Source organism: Tolypothrix sp. FACHB-123, from assembly GCF_014697075.1.
In the GTDB taxonomy this organism is placed as follows: Bacteria; Cyanobacteriota; Cyanobacteriia; order Cyanobacteriales; family Nostocaceae; genus Aulosira.
This window is the reverse complement of sequence record NZ_JACJRE010000006.1, coordinates 101,658-117,196: the sequence shown is the minus strand read 5'-3', so window position 1 is coordinate 117,196 and position 15,539 is coordinate 101,658. Positions and strand designations below refer to the sequence as shown.

13 protein-coding genes are annotated in these 15,539 nt (G+C 40.8%); 5 read left to right on the top strand and 8 right to left on the bottom strand.

Translation table 11 applies throughout. The features are described 5' to 3' along the window. Positions 1-136: 136 nt before the first annotated feature. The 4 genes from H6G41_RS06345 to H6G41_RS06330 all read right to left on the bottom strand — a co-directional run bounded on the left by H6G41_RS06345 (position 137) and on the right by H6G41_RS06330 (position 4,581). Positions 137-1,018 (bottom strand): polysaccharide deacetylase family protein, encoded by an 882-nt coding sequence (locus H6G41_RS06345; protein ID WP_190744666.1) that lies wholly within the window; start codon positions 1,016-1,018, stop codon positions 137-139. A 277-nt stretch (positions 1,019-1,295) separates the two neighbouring features. Further along, the gene (locus H6G41_RS06340; RefSeq protein WP_190744664.1) at positions 1,296-2,495 is read right to left on the bottom strand and encodes a DUF4336 domain-containing protein; all 1,200 of its coding nucleotides are present in this window, start codon (positions 2,493-2,495) and stop codon (positions 1,296-1,298) included. A 609-nt stretch (positions 2,496-3,104) separates the two neighbouring features. Beyond that, positions 3,105-3,896: an endonuclease/exonuclease/phosphatase family protein gene (locus H6G41_RS06335; protein ID WP_190744662.1), complete on the bottom strand. Its 792-nt coding sequence runs from the start codon at positions 3,894-3,896 to the stop codon at positions 3,105-3,107. A gap of 244 nt (positions 3,897-4,140) precedes the next feature. Next, positions 4,141-4,581 (bottom strand): hypothetical protein, encoded by a 441-nt coding sequence (locus H6G41_RS06330; protein WP_190744660.1) that lies wholly within the window; start codon positions 4,579-4,581, stop codon positions 4,141-4,143. Between the two features lie 393 nt (positions 4,582-4,974). Here H6G41_RS06330 and H6G41_RS06325 point away from each other — a divergent pair, with 393 nt between their 5' ends. From H6G41_RS06325 to H6G41_RS06305, 5 genes are all read left to right on the top strand, one after another. Next, complete coding sequence (locus H6G41_RS06325) at positions 4,975-6,357, top strand: 3' terminal RNA ribose 2'-O-methyltransferase Hen1 (RefSeq protein ID WP_190744658.1); 1,383 nt, start codon at positions 4,975-4,977, stop codon at positions 6,355-6,357. A gap of 240 nt (positions 6,358-6,597) precedes the next feature. Then, positions 6,598-7,047: an ATP-binding protein gene (locus tag H6G41_RS06320; protein WP_190744656.1), complete on the top strand. Its 450-nt coding sequence runs from the start codon at positions 6,598-6,600 to the stop codon at positions 7,045-7,047. Continuing rightward, entirely contained in the window at positions 7,037-7,792 is a 756-nt protein-coding gene (locus tag H6G41_RS06315) for a tRNA(His) guanylyltransferase Thg1 family protein (protein ID WP_190744654.1), read from the top strand. The genes H6G41_RS06320 and H6G41_RS06315 overlap by 11 nt, the downstream gene beginning before the upstream one ends. A 171-nt stretch (positions 7,793-7,963) precedes the next feature. Continuing rightward, the gene (locus tag H6G41_RS06310; RefSeq protein ID WP_190744652.1) at positions 7,964-10,546 is read left to right on the top strand and encodes a polynucleotide kinase-phosphatase; all 2,583 of its coding nucleotides are present in this window, start codon (positions 7,964-7,966) and stop codon (positions 10,544-10,546) included. A gap of 240 nt (positions 10,547-10,786) precedes the next feature. Next, entirely contained in the window at positions 10,787-11,998 is a 1,212-nt protein-coding gene (locus H6G41_RS06305) for a S8 family serine peptidase (RefSeq protein WP_190744650.1), read from the top strand. A 205-nt stretch (positions 11,999-12,203) separates the two neighbouring features. Here the strand turns inward: H6G41_RS06305 and H6G41_RS06300 are convergent, their stop codons facing one another. From H6G41_RS06300 to H6G41_RS06285, 4 genes are all read right to left on the bottom strand, one after another. Further along, complete coding sequence (locus H6G41_RS06300) at positions 12,204-12,593, bottom strand: VOC family protein (protein WP_190744648.1); 390 nt, start codon at positions 12,591-12,593, stop codon at positions 12,204-12,206. A gap of 183 nt (positions 12,594-12,776) precedes the next feature. After that, positions 12,777-14,114, bottom strand: coding sequence for a triacylglycerol lipase (locus H6G41_RS06295; RefSeq protein ID WP_190744646.1), 1,338 nt, complete (start codon positions 14,112-14,114; stop codon positions 12,777-12,779). 351 nt (positions 14,115-14,465) lie between these two features. Beyond that, the gene (locus tag H6G41_RS06290; RefSeq protein WP_190744644.1) at positions 14,466-14,960 is read right to left on the bottom strand and encodes an ureidoglycolate lyase; all 495 of its coding nucleotides are present in this window, start codon (positions 14,958-14,960) and stop codon (positions 14,466-14,468) included. Positions 14,961-14,974: 14 nt separating this feature from the next. Then, the gene (locus tag H6G41_RS06285; RefSeq protein ID WP_190744642.1) at positions 14,975-15,415 is read right to left on the bottom strand and encodes a DoxX family protein; all 441 of its coding nucleotides are present in this window, start codon (positions 15,413-15,415) and stop codon (positions 14,975-14,977) included. Positions 15,416-15,539 lie beyond the last annotated feature (124 nt).

Here is a 15,539-nt window from a genome sequence, read left to right as displayed (position 1 = left end):
CTTGTTCGCTAATGTTAAAAAGCGAGCAAGATGCTCCCACTACAAATTTATTGGGTATTTAAAAAATTGGATGTCCCTCAACCCTCAACCGCGCCGCACTGAGCCTGTCGAAGTGTCAACCATCAACCGTCAACAATCATTGAGATTTACCATCTTTTTTGACCGCAGGTACAGCTTTGATGGTTGTAGCTTGTTCTTTGGCTTGGATTTCTAATAGTTCTGAACCAGTAACAAATTTATAACCTTTCGCTTTCAGACCAGCAATTATTTGTGGTAAGGCTTTCACAGTTCGAGAACGATTACCACCACCATCATGTAGTAGCACAATTGCACCGGGTTTGGCGGTTCTCAATACATTATTAACCATTCCTGCTACCTGTGGTGTATGACGGTCAGCATCACCACAAAGACTTGACCACATCATGACTACATACTTTTGGTTTTTGGCGTAGTCGGCTAAGCCATTATTAAGGTAGCCTCCAGGGGGACGGAATAAAGCAGTTTTTACCCCTGTATTTTGATAAATAATATCTCCTGTGCGATCGATTTCGCTCGCCGCGGTAGGGCGATCCATGCGACGATAGGAATGATTCCAAGTATGATTGCCTAGTTCATGACCCTCAGCTACTACTTGTTTAGCAATTTGAGGGTAGGTTTGCATCATTGCCCCAACTACAAAAAATGTAGCTTTGACATGATTTTTCTTTAAAATGTCTAATATTTGTACAGTGTGTTTAGGGTTTGGGCCATCATCAAAAGTCAAAGCAATTACTTTCTGATTTGGCTTAAGCTGGGCATGATAAATAGTTTGTCCTTGCCATGTCTGTGGTACTTCTACTATTAAGTTTTTAGCGGGTGCTGGTACAGCATTTTGAAACTTGGCATTTTTAGGAGTTGGTTGTTTGATGATTTTTGTGTAGTCTAGTCCACTCTTCAGTATGCCTAGGGCTAAACCACTAGTAGCAATAACTACTATAGTTATTACTTGTAAAAATTGTCCTATCCTGTGGTCAGTCACCTTAACACTCCTTACACTTAATTCAAAAGCAATAGGGAACGCAAAACAGGTGAGCTAAGACGCATAAAGACAAGCTGGATAATTGGCTGGCTCAAAAGTTACGTTTGATTTTCCCCTTTTGCAATCTAGAATTTTTGAATCATAGCTTATATTTTTTGTTGTTTTAATGCAATTGAAATCAGACTGATGTAAGTGTTACAAAACATCAAAATTGATACTAATTGGGGGAGACTCTGCCCCGATGATGGGTTTGTTGTATTGTTGTAATTGAGTAATTTTATACTTTATCTTTCGGTGGTGTAGCAATACCGCGTTTCAGTAGATTAGCTTCAAGTTCTTGAATAAATTTTAAATCGGCTTCTGGTAGGGTTTGGTTAACAAAAGAATTTTTCTCTAAGAAAGCGAATGCTTGGCGAAATTGTTGGGGATTGGTTTTAATTGGCGAATCAAAATGACAGCTAATAATTTGTTGAAAATCCCAACTTGCAACTTTATCAGCCCAGTCAAGTACTGCTTTTGGTGCTTGGGGAAGAATTAGGGTTTGTAAAATTGGGGCGACAAAGGGACGCCCATGACTGCTGAGGGCTGCAAATGTTTGTTGCCAATTTTCTTGCCATCGGAAGGGAAATAAACCAAAATAAGCTTGTCTTGAGCGATTTGGGGCTTGCAAGATATCACGCCACATATTGCCTAAGTTGGTAATTTCTACAGCGCTAGGACGAAAGTATATGGCAAATAAGGAAATCCTTTGCCATCCTTTGCGGCGATTGGTGGGATTATCTGCGATCGCATCTTGGGCAGTTTCTCTAGCATGGAATAATAAGGGGTAGGGATCTAATTGAGCGATCGCAGGTGGTTCTTCAGATACAGAGATTATGGTATCAGTAAGTAATAGACTGCGCGATCGCTTGTGAAAAATTGCCACTTCACCAAACGAACCCCTTCCCAAATTAATATCTAACACCGCATAGTCAAATTCATCTGCGAAAGGAACTTGGCTACTGTCTTCTGGGAGTTCCTGAGTCCGTTTTTGGGGAAAACCCAGCCAACTTAACGGTAAATTTAGCGGAAAACTCCACTGATGGGGCGCAACAAAAACCCGTGCTTGGGGAAAGCGTCTTGCAAAAGGCCCCACAAATACTTTGTGTTCTAAACCCGAACTAGTAGGAAGTATAATGTACTTAATATCACCATGCTTTGCTACCAAATCATTAATTAGCCGGATACATTCAGCAGTTGGAGCGACAGGTGCATAGACAAATAAACCCCCAGCTTCTAACTTAACTACAGTCATCCGAATTGGCACGATAGTGTAGAGAATGCCGTGCAGTTGGTCAAAAGTCCAGATAGTATCTTTAACTACTTCAGTGCGAATTGTTCGCCGTTTGCTATAGGGGTATAGTGGTACAGCCAACCAAAAAGGCCATGACCAATCGCGCGGATTTGTCTTTAGTTCTTGTGACCCCTGTGCATTCATAGTTATTTTACCCCTTCATGCTCCTTTTCAATTTCTAGCACCAATGGTTGACGGTTGATTGTTGACTGTTGACTGTTGACGGTTGACGGTTGACTGGTCAAAAGATTAAAGGTGTTGAATATACTGAAAATTAGTAAGCAAACTCCAGTTTGAGAAAGCAATATTAACTTTTGCTTGCTAAATATACCGAAATGAGAAAGCAAACTCCGGTTTGAGAAAGCAATATTAACTTTTGCTTGCTAAATATACCGAAATGAGAAAACAAACTCCGGTTTGAGAAAGCAATATTAACTTTTGCTTGGTAAATATACTGAAATGAGAAAGCAAACCCCAGTTTGAGAAAACAATTTGCGTAATTAGTAAACAAATCGCGTCATGAGAAAGCAAACCCCAGTTTGAGAATACTCAAAATCCCAACATTTCGCCGTCACCTCCGGGTGCAATACGGTTCAGTTAGCGTCAAAAATCTTAAAATGGCGTAGGTTGGGTTGAGGAACGAAACCCAACATTTCCGGTCGCTTGTTGGGTTTCACTGCGTTCAACCCAACCTACAATTATCCTTAACTGAACCGTATTGCATTACCCCTCACGGGGATGGAAAACGAAACATTAACCTAAATCAGCCGCAATGCCAAAATGATCTGAAGGATAAATATTAGAATTCTCCGGCGCAGGTTCAGTAAGAATCAATTGACAGTCGCGCACAGTCAAATTATTGCTAATAAATATGTAATCCAGAGTACCGCGCCAAGGTTTCCAGGTGCGATTAGCATACAAATTCAGTAACCTCAGTGCAACTTTACGCGACAAGCTGCGGTTGGGTTTCACCAAAGGCGTAGGACAAGTATATTCTGGTTCTTCGCCATGATAACTGGCGTAAGCTGAGGTAAATTTTTCGCGGATGAATGTAATTTCGGGGGTGTCGGGAGTAGCGTTAAAATCTCCGACGGCGATAATGGGGATTTCTGGTGGTAGCTTACCCAGCCAATCGACTAATAACTGTATCTGCTTCATCCGTTCTGGTGTGGAACCAGGTTGCCAATAATAATGTCCGTTGCAAAATATTATAGAGCGATCGCCTATTTTTACTTCTACATATTGCGCCAGTCTTCCTTGACTTTTTAAATCAAGTTGGGCTTGCTGTATAAAAGGATAGCGGCTGAGAATGGCAATTCCATACTCAATGCCAATTTTAGCAACTCGCTCTTGATAAGATACTAAATATACATAAGGCATTTCTAGCTGTTCTGCTAGCCAAGCTGCTGTATTTGCTTGTAAATTAACTTCTTGTAATCCAATTAAATCTGCCTCAACTGCTTTCAATCCTTCTACTAATAATTGTCGTCGTCGCTCCCATAAATCTATTTCAAATAAAATGTTGATTGTGACAACTTTAACCATTGGTATTAGGCTCCTATTTAGCAAGAAAGGCAGAGGGCACACTTCGACTCCGCTCAGTGTGCAGGAGGCAGAAGGCGGCTATACTCAAAAAGGTAGAATTTTAGCTGTGTAATTTTTAGATAATAATGTTGACAGTAAAGTTCAATTCTTCATTGCGACCCAACTTTATCTATAAATAATTGCAGCTTTTCCATTTCTTATTTTACCTTCTGCCTTCTGCCATCTGCCCTCTGCCTTCCTCCATTTAAAATTGGGTGACGGTGACGCTAATACCGGAATCTAATTTCGGTACTTTTAAATATTCAATTGGTTCGCTGCTTCTAGAGGGAGGGGTTTGATTATTGTTTAGCTCCTGACATTTTTCAAATGCAGCCCCAGGATTTTCTAGAAACTCTAAAGGATTCATTTTTTGACATCCTTGTTGCTGGATGACGGAAATTTTATTGCTATTTGGTAGCAAACTATTAGTGGGTTGAATGATGACGTTTTGCCACTTACTATCAATGGTGGCTGCTTCTGTTGCTAAATTAGCTGCTTGATTAGTGTCTTGGATTGTTAATTCTGTGACGCCAATTTGATGATTTTCTACTGGTGTGAGAAAGAGATTTTGTTGTTGAGCAGAGGCTGTTTTTGTGCCGGCGATCGCACTGATGATAACTAAAAAGAATAAGCTGGAAAATTTCATTGTTACGTTCTCAATAAATAAAGAAAACTGAACCGCCAAGAACGCCAAGTGCGCCAAGGAAAGAATTCAGGAAAGTTGGCGCAGTTTTATTAAAAGCAATGTAACCAGTATAGTTATAGCAAATTAGCTTTAAAAATAGTATAAACTTTCCCTTTGTTAGATGAATATATGATGATTATAGAGATTTTCCTTTGCTTTTTGATATAACACATTCATATACTAAATATGTCATGCCTATTTCCTGGTAAATACATATTTTTGTCACATATTGCCAAAAAATAATACAATTACTAACTTTACATTTTGATACAACAAGACTATTTTTTCCGTAATCGCTGAATCTAAAACAGTATTAATAACTTATGCCCACTGTTGAGAATTATACATAAGTGAATGCTACTAACGATCGCCACCACACATACCCCAGCAACGGAGTTAGGTTTTTTACTCCATAAGCACCCAGAACGCTGTCAATCTTTTTCTTTGACATTTGGACAGGCGTATGTATTTTACCCCGAAGCGCAGCCAGAACGCTGTACTGCGGCGTTGCTGTTGGATGTCGATCCGGTGAAGTTAGTGCGGGGAAAGGGTGCTAGGCTAGAACAATATGTGAGCGATCGCCCTTATGTAGCTTCTTCATTTTTAAGTGTAGCGATCGCTCAGGTATTTAGCACCGCTTTAGCCGGTCGTTGTAAGGATAAACCAGAACTAGCGCAAACTCCCATACCTTTAGTAGCAAAGATTTCTGTCTTACCTTGTCGCGGTGGGGAAAGTTTTCTGCGGTTATTATTTGAACCTTTGGGTTATACAGTAAGTGCCCAAAGTTACCCATTAGATGAGGAATTTCCTGATTGGGGACAGAGCCAATATTTTACGGTGGAATTGCAGCATACCATCACTCTCAGCGATTTATTGAGTCATCTTTACGTATTAATTCCCGTCTTAGATGACGATAAACATTACTGGGTAAACGATGATGAAATCGAGAAATTGTTGCGTCATGGTGAAGGCTGGTTAACAACACATCCAGCGCGATCGCAGATTACCAGACGTTACCTCAAGCGTCAACATCGCTTAACTCGCGAAGCTTTAGCACAGTTAGCAGAAGAAGATAACCCCGATCCTGATAGTGTAGAAGAAAGCCATGCTGAAGAAGAAGCGATCATAGAAAAACCCATTAGCTTAAATCAACAGCGCATGAATGCGGTAATTGCTGCTTTAAAACAAAGCACTGCTCAACGAGTAATTGATTTAGGCTGTGGTCAAGGTAACCTTTTAAAAATGTTACTTCAAGATAGCTTCTTTACCAAAATTACAGGCGTAGATGTTTCTCATCGTTCCTTAGAAATTGCCCAAGAAAGATTAGATCGTTTACGTCTTCTCCGCAATCAATGGGAACGTTTACAGCTAATTCAAAGCGCACTTACCTATCAAGATAAACGATTTAAAGATTATGATGCAGCCACAGTTATTGAAGTAATTGAACATTTAGATTTACCAAGATTGTCAGCCTTCGAGCGAGTTTTATTTGAATTTGCTCGTCCAAAAACAATAGTATTAACCACACCAAATATTGAATATAACGTGAAATTCACAAACCTACCTGCTGGTAAATTGCGACATAAAGACCACCGCTTTGAATGGACGCGCTTAGAATTTCAAACATGGGGAAATAATGCGGCGGAAAAATTTGGTTATACGGTGCAATTTCAAAACGTGGGCGTGGAAGATATAGATGTAGGTTCGCCTACACAAATGGCGGTGTTTAGTTGTTGAGAAGGCAGGAGGCAGAGAGCAGAAGGTAAACTTTATAAATAAGTTCATGGTTTTTAGTTAGTAAAATATCTTTTTTCTTTTCCATAAATAAATTTATTACCTCTAAATGCGGTGAGATGTAAAATTCTTGCCCTTTGCCATCTACCCTCTGTCTTTCTTCAATCACCTCCATAACAAAGTGCAAAAAATATCTTCTATTACTTCTGCCCTCTGCCTTCTGCCCTCTGCCTTTTTAAATAAATGGAAGCAATAATTTTTATCGGTATTCAAGGCGTAGGTAAATCTACTTTTTATCGAAATAACTTCTTTAACACCCACATTCGTATTAACCTAGATATGCTCAAAACCCGCCATCGAGAGCAAATTTTTCTCCAAGCTTGTTTAGCAGGTAAACAACCTTTTGTGGTAGATAATACTAATCCTACTATTGAAGAGAGACAGCGTTATATTACTCCAGCCAAAGCCCAAGGTTTTAAAATTGTCGGTTACTATTTTCAGGCTGCATTAGAAGATTGTAAACAGCGAAATAATCAAAGACAACCTAAGCAAATTGTTCCCTTAGTCGGATTATTAGCAACATATAAAAAGCTAGTTTTACCTACTTGGACAGAAGGGTTTGATGCAATTTATACGGTGAAACCAGAATTAAATTCTTCATTTATTGTAGAGGAATGGCAGCATGAAATTTGATGAACTTGATAGTAGAATGCGGATATTTGAAACAGCACACGATCATTGTGTGTTGCCAGGAATTTATATTGTAGCTAGATTAGATGGTCGAGGTTTTACAAGACTAACAAAAGAAGTACATCAATTTGAAGCACCTTTTGATATCCGCTTTCGCGATTTGATGTTAGAAACTGTCGAACATTTAATGAATTGCGGAATTGATATCACTTATGGTTATACCCAAAGTGATGAAATATCTTTGTTATTTGCTTACAACGAAAATACCTTCGGGCGAAAATTAAGAAAACTCAACTCAGTTTTAGCCAGTGAAGCTAGCGCCAAATTTTCCTTAATGTTAGGTTCTTTAGGCTGCTTTGATTGTCGCATTTCTCAGCTTCCCAATCCCACAGAAGTAGTCAATTATTTTCGCTGGCGGAATGAAGACGCCCACAGAAACGCTTTGAATGCTCATTGCTATTGGTGTTTGCGTGGAGAAGGCAAAAATGCCACCCAAGCCACCAGCATGATGAAAGGATTATCTGTAGCTGAGAAAAACGAATTATTATTTCAACATGGAATTAATTTTAATCAAATTCCTAATTGGCATAAACGCGGGATTGGGCTATATTGGGAAACTTACGAAAAGCAAGGATTTAACCCAATTACATCGGAAATTGTTCCGGCGACAAGACGACGTATTAAGCGCGATTTAGATTTAAAAATGAAGGATGAATACAGCCAATTTATCGCTGAATTAATCTCGTAATTTTATTGAGAAATAAATGTAGGGTGTGTTGTCGCGCAGCGCAACGCACCGAATATCTAAAAATATCCCATCGTTGCGTATCTAAGGAAGGGAAGGGGGACAAGGAGGACAAGGAGGATAATTGTACAGACGCGATTCATCGCGTCTCTGACAAATGACTAATAATAAATTATGAAAATTACTATTCCTGAACTTTCTTTAATTGTACTTATCGGCGCTTCTGGTTCTGGTAAATCAACATTCGCCCGCAAACATTTTCAACCATTTGAAATATTATCTTCAGATTTTTGTCGCGGGTTGGTTTCTAATGATGAAAATAATCAAGCTGCTACTAGCGACGCTTTTGAACTGCTGCATTTTATCGCCGCCAAACGATTAGCAGCAGGTAAATTGACTGTAATCGATGCTACCAACGTCCAACCAGAAGACCGCAAACCATTGTTACAAATGGCACGAGAGTACCATTGTTTTGCGATCGCACTCGTTCTCGATGTCCCACAAGAATTATGCCATGCCCGTAACCAACAAAGAACTGATCGCTCTTTTGGTTCCCATGTCGTGCGTCGCCATACCCAAATGTTACGCCGTTCTCTACGCAGTTTAGAAAAGGAAGGTTTTCGCTACGTTTACACCCTCAATTCTCTCGAACAAATCGACGCCGTAGAAATTGAACGTCAACGCCTGTGGAATAACCTCAAACACGAACACGGCCCCTTTGATATCATCGGTGACATTCACGGTTGTGGCGATGAACTCGAAACGTTATTACAACAGTTAGGTTATGTACAGCGCACAGGCGAAGAATTATCTGCATCACTTTGGAATTTTCCTACCTACCATCACCCCCAAGGACGCAAAGCAGTATTTTTAGGTGATTTAGTAGATAGAGGCCCCCGCATATTAGATACAGTCAAGCTGGTGCGGAATATGGTGTCAGCAGGTACGGGGATTTGCGTTCCTGGTAATCACGAACACAAGCTACTGCGGAAACTACGAGGTAAGAATGTCCGGGTGAATCATGGGTTAGAGCAAACTTTGCAGGAAATAGAAGCTTTACCTGATGCGGTGCGGGAACCTTTCATTCAAGAATTACGGGAATTTTTAGATTCTCTAGTTAGCCACTATTTGCTTGATGATGGAAAGCTGGTAGTCGCCCATGCGGGGATGAAGCAACAAATGCAAGGAAGGGGTTCCGGTGCGGTGCGAGAGTTTGCGCTTTACGGTGAAACTACAGGAGAAATTGATGAATTTGGCTTACCTGTGCGGTTTAATTGGGCGGGTGAGTATCGCGGTGAAGCAATGGTAGTTTACGGACATACCCCAGTCCCGGAAGCGGAATGGCTGAATCATACCATTGATATTGATACAGGTTGCGTTTTTGGCGGTAAGTTAACAGCCTTGCGCTATCCCGAAAAAGAATTGGTAAGCATACCTGCGGCGCGAACTTACTGCGAACCTGTGAAACCTTTAGTACAAAATACTTTCACGCGGACATCTCAGCAAGAATTAGATGATGTCTTGCATATCGAAGATGTGTTAGGAAAGCGGATCATTAATACCCGACTGCAATCTAACATTACCATTCGCGAAGAAAATGCGATCGCAGCCTTAGAAGTGATGAGTCGGTTTGCGGCTAATCCTAAATGGCTGATTTATCTACCCCCTACCATGTCCCCAGTGGCGACATCCGCATTACCGGGTTTGTTAGAACATCCCCAGGAAGCTTTTGCTTATTACAAAAGCCAAGATATTACTGAGGTGATATGCGAAGAAAAACACATGGGTTCGCGGGCAGTTGTCATTGTTTGTCGTGACGAAGCGGCGGCAGAAAAACGCTTTGGGGTAGTAAATGAAGGTATTGGTATTTGCTATACCCGCACGGGAAGAAGATTTTTCGATGATTCAGCAGTAGAAGTAGAACTTTTGGCGCGAGTTAATACCGCCCTTACTCAAAGTAATTTTTGGGAAACATTTAATACAGACTGGGTATGCTTAGATTGTGAATTAATGCCTTGGTCAGCGAAAGCGCAAGGATTACTGCGATCGCAATATGCACCTGTGGGCGTAGCATCCCTTGTATCTCTTAATGATGCCGTATCTTTGTTACAACAAGCAAGCGATCGCGGTGTGGATGTTACCAACCACCTCACCCACTACCAACAACGTGCAGAGATGGCGCAGCAATATATCCAAGCTTATCGCCGTTACTGCTGGACAGTGAACAATATTACTGACTTTAAGCTAGCGCCTTTCCATATCTTAGCAACCGAAGGCGCTGTACATACAGATAAAGACCATCGCTGGCATATAGAACAAATTGCTAAAATTTGCCAAGCAGATTCCGCCTTACTCTTAGCCACAGCTTATAAAATCATCGATTTAACAGATCCTAGCAGCCAAGCCGAAGGGATTCATTGGTGGGAAGAACTTACCCAAGCTGGCGGTGAAGGGATGGTAATTAAACCAATGCAATTTATGATTAAAGGCGATCGCGGAATTGTCCAACCAGCAGTAAAATGCCGGGGACAGGAATATCTGCGCATTATCTACGGTGCAGAATACACCAGCCCAGAGAATCTGCAACGCCTACGTCAACGGGGATTATCTCTCAAACGTTCCCTAGCCATGCGCGAATTTGCCCTTGGTTTAGAAGCATTAGAGCGATTTGTCAATCATAATCCTTTGCGCCGCGTCCATGAATGCGTTTTCGGGATTTTAGCATTAGAAAGCGAACCCGTAGATCCGCGATTATAATGCGATCGCATCGGCTGACAATGTTATCTAACTATCAATATTTTTGATTAGGTAGAGATCTCAAAGTTTTCTGTTGCCCAAAATAAGAATTTCTTTACTATTCTGCCTAATTGCAACTATCAAGACATTAAGTAAAGATTAAATACTGAAAATAGACTTTTATCAGGTTTTTAGTGCGGAAATCATTCAAAACGAGCTGAAGACTTTTAAAGAAGAGGACTTATTTTTTGCATAAAAACTATGAAACCAGGTCAATATATCATTCTTCGTGATACTAGCCGCGTAGACTTAAGCGAGCCATTCTCTGGGCGATCGCTATTACTGGAGTCTCGCCGCAATTTAGCAACTTCAGTGCCGCGAATTGATATCGAATCCCTTGACAAGGGCGATTTAGGGGAATTGCGACGCGATCCACAAGTTGTGAGTATCGCACCGCCTATGCCAGTTAAGCTCATTAAGCCAACAAACAGCGAGCAAGTAGAAGCGACTAATCAAACTGGAGTCACATGGGGCGTTAAGGTTACCAATGCAGATCGCAGTCCTTATACAGGCAAAGGTGTAACTGTAGCAGTTCTCGATAGTGGTATAGATTCTAGCCATGAAGCTTTCAGAGGCGTTGAACTCATACAGCAAGATTTTACCGGTGAAGGTAATGGAGACGCTAACGGTCATGGAACTCATTGTGCAGGTACAATTTTTGGTCAGGTAACTAATGGTTTCCGCTTCAGTGTGGCACCGGGTATCCAACGTGCATTAATTGGTAAAGTGCTGGATTCCCAAGGTAGTGGCTCGACTGAGCAAATTTATCGCGCAATATTATGGGCATTAGACCAAGGTGCAAATGTTGTTTCTATGTCCCTTGGTTTAGATTTCCCCGGATTAGTGGAATACTACATCAAAGAGTTAAATTATCCAGCAGATTTGGCTACATCTGTTGCCCTAGAAGGTTACAGAGCAAATGTACGCCTGTTTGATAAGCTGGCTGCACTGACAAGTGCGCGTAATTCCATCTTTCAAGGAACTGTAATCGTCGCTGCTGCCGGGAATGAGAGTAAGCGTAATATCAATAAGAATTACGAATTAAATGTTGCACCCCCAGCCGCAGCTGATGGAATTGTTTCTGTAGGGGCGCTGAAAACTGCCGGCGAACCCAATAATGCTTTGACAGTAGCTGATTTTTCCAATAGCGGGCCTAATGTTAGCGCTCCTGGTGTTGCTATCTATTCAGCTTGGCCAGGTGGTGGCTATAGAAATCTTAACGGTACAAGTATGGCAACTCCTCATGTTGCAGGTATTGCAGCTCTTTGGGCAGAAAGACTGTTAAGCTCAACAGATCGGATTGATGTGATTCAACTGACTGCAAAATTAATTGGTGAAGCCAAAGTTGATAGATTAGCCGCTGGTTTTGACCCCTTAGATGTCGGTGCTGGTTTGGTGCAAGCACCGCTTTAATAGAGTTATACCAATTTGAAACAAGAAGGCGAGAGATTATCAGAGTATGGCATGACCGTGACCTCTACAGTATTTTGATTGGTATCATTTTGCTAACTAATTAGTTAGTTGGATGTCTAAGCCAAGAAGTCACTTTCCTTTCTGGCTTAGGCGTCTATCTAATGCGATCGCATCTTTAGAGTTAGCAATAAATCTGTCTAATTAGTTACATCACTGCGTTATAACTAATCACTGACAGTATAGCGCCTTGAGGGTCTTGAATCATTGCAAACCTGCCTACATCAGGTATATCCATCGGCGCAAAGCAAACTTTTCCTCCCAATTCTTCCACTTGTTTGGCAGTAGCATCCACATCATTGACTGTCACATATACACCCCAGTAAGGTGCGATATCAGACTTGTCCTCTGGCATTTTCATCATCCCACCTACTTCTTGATGAGCTGCTTTAAGAACTGTATAAACACCTTCAGGTATAGGTTGGTCTTTCATTGTCCAGCCAAAGAGTTGGCTATAAAATTCTTTTGCAGCTGTGGTGTTATTAGTCAATAACTCACACCAACTAAAAGCACCATGCTGTTGAAATACATTAGTCATAGTTTTAAACTGCTCAAGGCAGGCTATAGACAACGTCGCGTCTATTTTAGTATATTTGTACTATAAAATCAGTATGAGTACATCAAAATTTACTTAGCGTGCGATCGCATTCTTTCTCTCACCTTCTATATATTCGCTCCCATCCTGTGCATGGGAGCAACATACAACCCTTTCCTTACCTAGTTACTTCGCCATTCGTTGCAAAAACTTAGCTACTTCTGGGCGCGGTTCCCGATTTAGTTTTAGCTCAATCAAAGTCGTAGTAAAAGGCCAAAACAGCTTAATTTTAGAATCGCGCAGCAAAGATGAGATATTCATTTGCGCATCCCACTGTCCCGAATTATTCACGCCTAGATAATCTATTAATTGCGATCCAGAGGAAGCAATGACGCGGATAATTAAATTTGGCAACATTGTTTGCTGCAAATTGTCAGGATTTAAAATCCCATTGAGATTGACATAGAAACAGCGCAGACTCTTATCGCCACTATACGTATGTACGTTTACCCCAAAACTTTCAATCGCTTGAAAATCATCGCTACCTTGGGTATATATCTGAATATGGTAGTCAGGAATGGGATCGTCGCGTTCATCAACTACACGCACCACAAATTGCTGCCAAGGAGTAATATCCTTAGGTGTGAGTTTCTCGCTAGTTTTGGCGTACCATTCCCAAATATTATCTGTTTCCGAGAATTGCAGCGCCTCACAAACTGCATCGACTAGTTCGGTGCTAGGATTACTCATAATTGTGTTGTGATTTAATCCCTTCACCAATACTGTAGGTGCAATCCCGCCATTACTCGAACCATCAAAATCGATGCGTTGTCCTTGGTGTGGTTGCTTGGTTAAATCCAAAACAATCTTGCGCGTATTTAAAGCACAACCTGCCCAGCGTACAGTACCATCAGTACCAGGATCGCTAACAAATCTTGCTAATCCGCTATAGGGATTGGTACCACAAAATGTAAATGCATAAGGCGTGTCAGTTTTGGTGCCATAGTAAGTTTCACTACCCAATAAATCCTTATGGGCTAAATCCCAGGTAAACCTACTACCCAATTCCAAACCATCGAGTACCAAATCTCCTGCTTCAAGAAAATCAGGGCCGAATTCTTTATTTCCCTTAAACATTGCGCCTAGCCAACTGCGTCCTTTATGGGCTAAGGGAGATCCAAAAGTTGCAGGTGCGAGTCCAATTAAATGTTTGAGGCGATTCTTGCGCTGATTGGAATATGCTGTTAACCAAGCACGAATAACTAGCATCCCCGTTGAATGTACGATCGCATCAAATTCTTCATCTTCCTTTAAACGTCCATCTACAGATAATGCGCGATCAAAACCTTCAGCAATATCTTTAATTGTAACTTCGTTAGTTAGCGTTACATAACTACAAATATGGATAGTGGAAACATCATAACCCCGCGCGGATAATCTTTGTTCCCAGACTTTAAAAGATTCGCCGGAAGCTGAGTAACCGTGAATTAAGACAATAGGGTTTCTTTTGGTACTATTGAACATATACTTTCTGAGATATCTGCAATATTTCACAGCAACAATACGCAAAAGCATATTATCTCAGGTTTAATTTGCAACCTACCGCAAACTTTGAAAAACTTAGTCTACCCATGCAAAATTAAAAAAGCCAGATAGCATAAGGATTTCTGGCTGTATGTTTGGCTGATTCTTGTTTCTGATTGGTATCAGATTGCGATCGCAATGTTTTGCATCACATGGTAAAAACACATCTACCACAGGGATTTAGCACTGCTAAACCCTGCATAGCGCGGATCTATTAATAATTCAATTCATCATTCATCGCCAGCCATAACACTCGATAGCAGGAAATCAACATCAGGATGAATTTTGATACTAAACCATCTCAAACTTTAACTGATGACTCTGAAAAAAATCATGAGTAAAATGATCTACCACATTGGTATCGCTCAATTCTAAATTATAAAAATCAACAAACTCATGGTCAAAATAAGGGCCAGCGTGCCAAGTACCTACATTTAATTTAATAAAACAATTGCCAGGAATACGAAAAGCAGCAATTTCTGCTAACACAGGTACATCTAATTCATTATGAGGTGGACAAACCCCCATAAACCAATCTTTCCCAGCTAAAGAACCTAAACATTGAGTACATTGTACGTGGCGCGTAATTTTATGAAACTTGCGCCCGTTACGATGCAAGCGCATAATATAAAATCGCGGCGTACCATTTTGCAGATTTAATTGCGCATCTTCCGCATCAAAAGCCTTACCATCATCACTAGGAAAAATCACTTGTCCGTAAGGTTGAAAGTTTTCCGGTGTAATTAATTTCGCCTGCAATTGCTGTATTGTTTGTGATGTACTCATAATTTTTAGAAAAATTACCAATCTAATTCTTGAGGAATCAGAGATTTAGGAATTATCGACGCTTGTTTTTCTTTATCTGAAGGTTTGGTATACCACCAAGCCCAAGCGATAAAAACTGCTTGGAAGGGAAGGCGAATTGCTTGTAACCAAGGTGAATCTGAATAAGGTATGGTTTCAATCTTAATATGATTGACTGCCATATTGATATTCGCCGGAAAAACCGCAATAAATAGCAAAATTAATCCCCAAGCAGCAGCCTGACTTACAGGGGGAACTAATAAGCCGATACCGCCTAAAATTTCATAAAAGCCGCTGAGATAAACTAATCCTAAGGGATATGGCAGTTGTGGCGGCATAATTTTGACGAAAGGTTGAGGGAAAACAAAATGCGTCACGCCGACGATAATTATTGATACTGCGAGGATGACGCGCCAAAGTTCCTTATTTTTGTACATAGGATTCGCCTAATTCTCGATTGACAGACATTTCTTTAGTTTTGTTGGCTAAACTAATTCTGTCTTCACTCTCCAGTGAGAAAATTTGCAACACTGCTTCCAAAATCTTACTTACGACTTTAGA

What these genes read in the sequence shown, in the direction of transcription:
- H6G41_RS06320 (WP_190744656.1), top strand. Translation starts at nt 6,598, where the DNA reads ATGGAAGCAATAATTTTTATCGGTATTCAAGGCGTAGGTAAATCTACT.
- H6G41_RS06285 (WP_190744642.1), bottom strand. Translation starts at nt 15,415, where the DNA reads ATGTACAAAAATAAGGAACTTTGGCGCGTCATCCTCGCAGTATCAATA.
- H6G41_RS06315 (WP_190744654.1), top strand. Translation starts at nt 7,037, where the DNA reads ATGAAATTTGATGAACTTGATAGTAGAATGCGGATATTTGAAACAGCA.
- H6G41_RS06290 (WP_190744644.1), bottom strand. Translation starts at nt 14,960, where the DNA reads ATGAGTACATCACAAACAATACAGCAATTGCAGGCGAAATTAATTACA.
- H6G41_RS06340 (WP_190744664.1), bottom strand. Translation starts at nt 2,495, where the DNA reads ATGAATGCACAGGGGTCACAAGAACTAAAGACAAATCCGCGCGATTGG.
- H6G41_RS06330 (WP_190744660.1), bottom strand. Translation starts at nt 4,581, where the DNA reads ATGAAATTTTCCAGCTTATTCTTTTTAGTTATCATCAGTGCGATCGCC.
- H6G41_RS06305 (WP_190744650.1), top strand. Translation starts at nt 10,787, where the DNA reads ATGAAACCAGGTCAATATATCATTCTTCGTGATACTAGCCGCGTAGAC.
- H6G41_RS06335 (WP_190744662.1), bottom strand. Translation starts at nt 3,896, where the DNA reads ATGGTTAAAGTTGTCACAATCAACATTTTATTTGAAATAGATTTATGG.
- H6G41_RS06310 (WP_190744652.1), top strand. Translation starts at nt 7,964, where the DNA reads ATGAAAATTACTATTCCTGAACTTTCTTTAATTGTACTTATCGGCGCT.
- H6G41_RS06295 (WP_190744646.1), bottom strand. Translation starts at nt 14,114, where the DNA reads ATGTTCAATAGTACCAAAAGAAACCCTATTGTCTTAATTCACGGTTAC.
- H6G41_RS06300 (WP_190744648.1), bottom strand. Translation starts at nt 12,593, where the DNA reads ATGACTAATGTATTTCAACAGCATGGTGCTTTTAGTTGGTGTGAGTTA.
- H6G41_RS06325 (WP_190744658.1), top strand. Translation starts at nt 4,975, where the DNA reads ATGCTACTAACGATCGCCACCACACATACCCCAGCAACGGAGTTAGGT.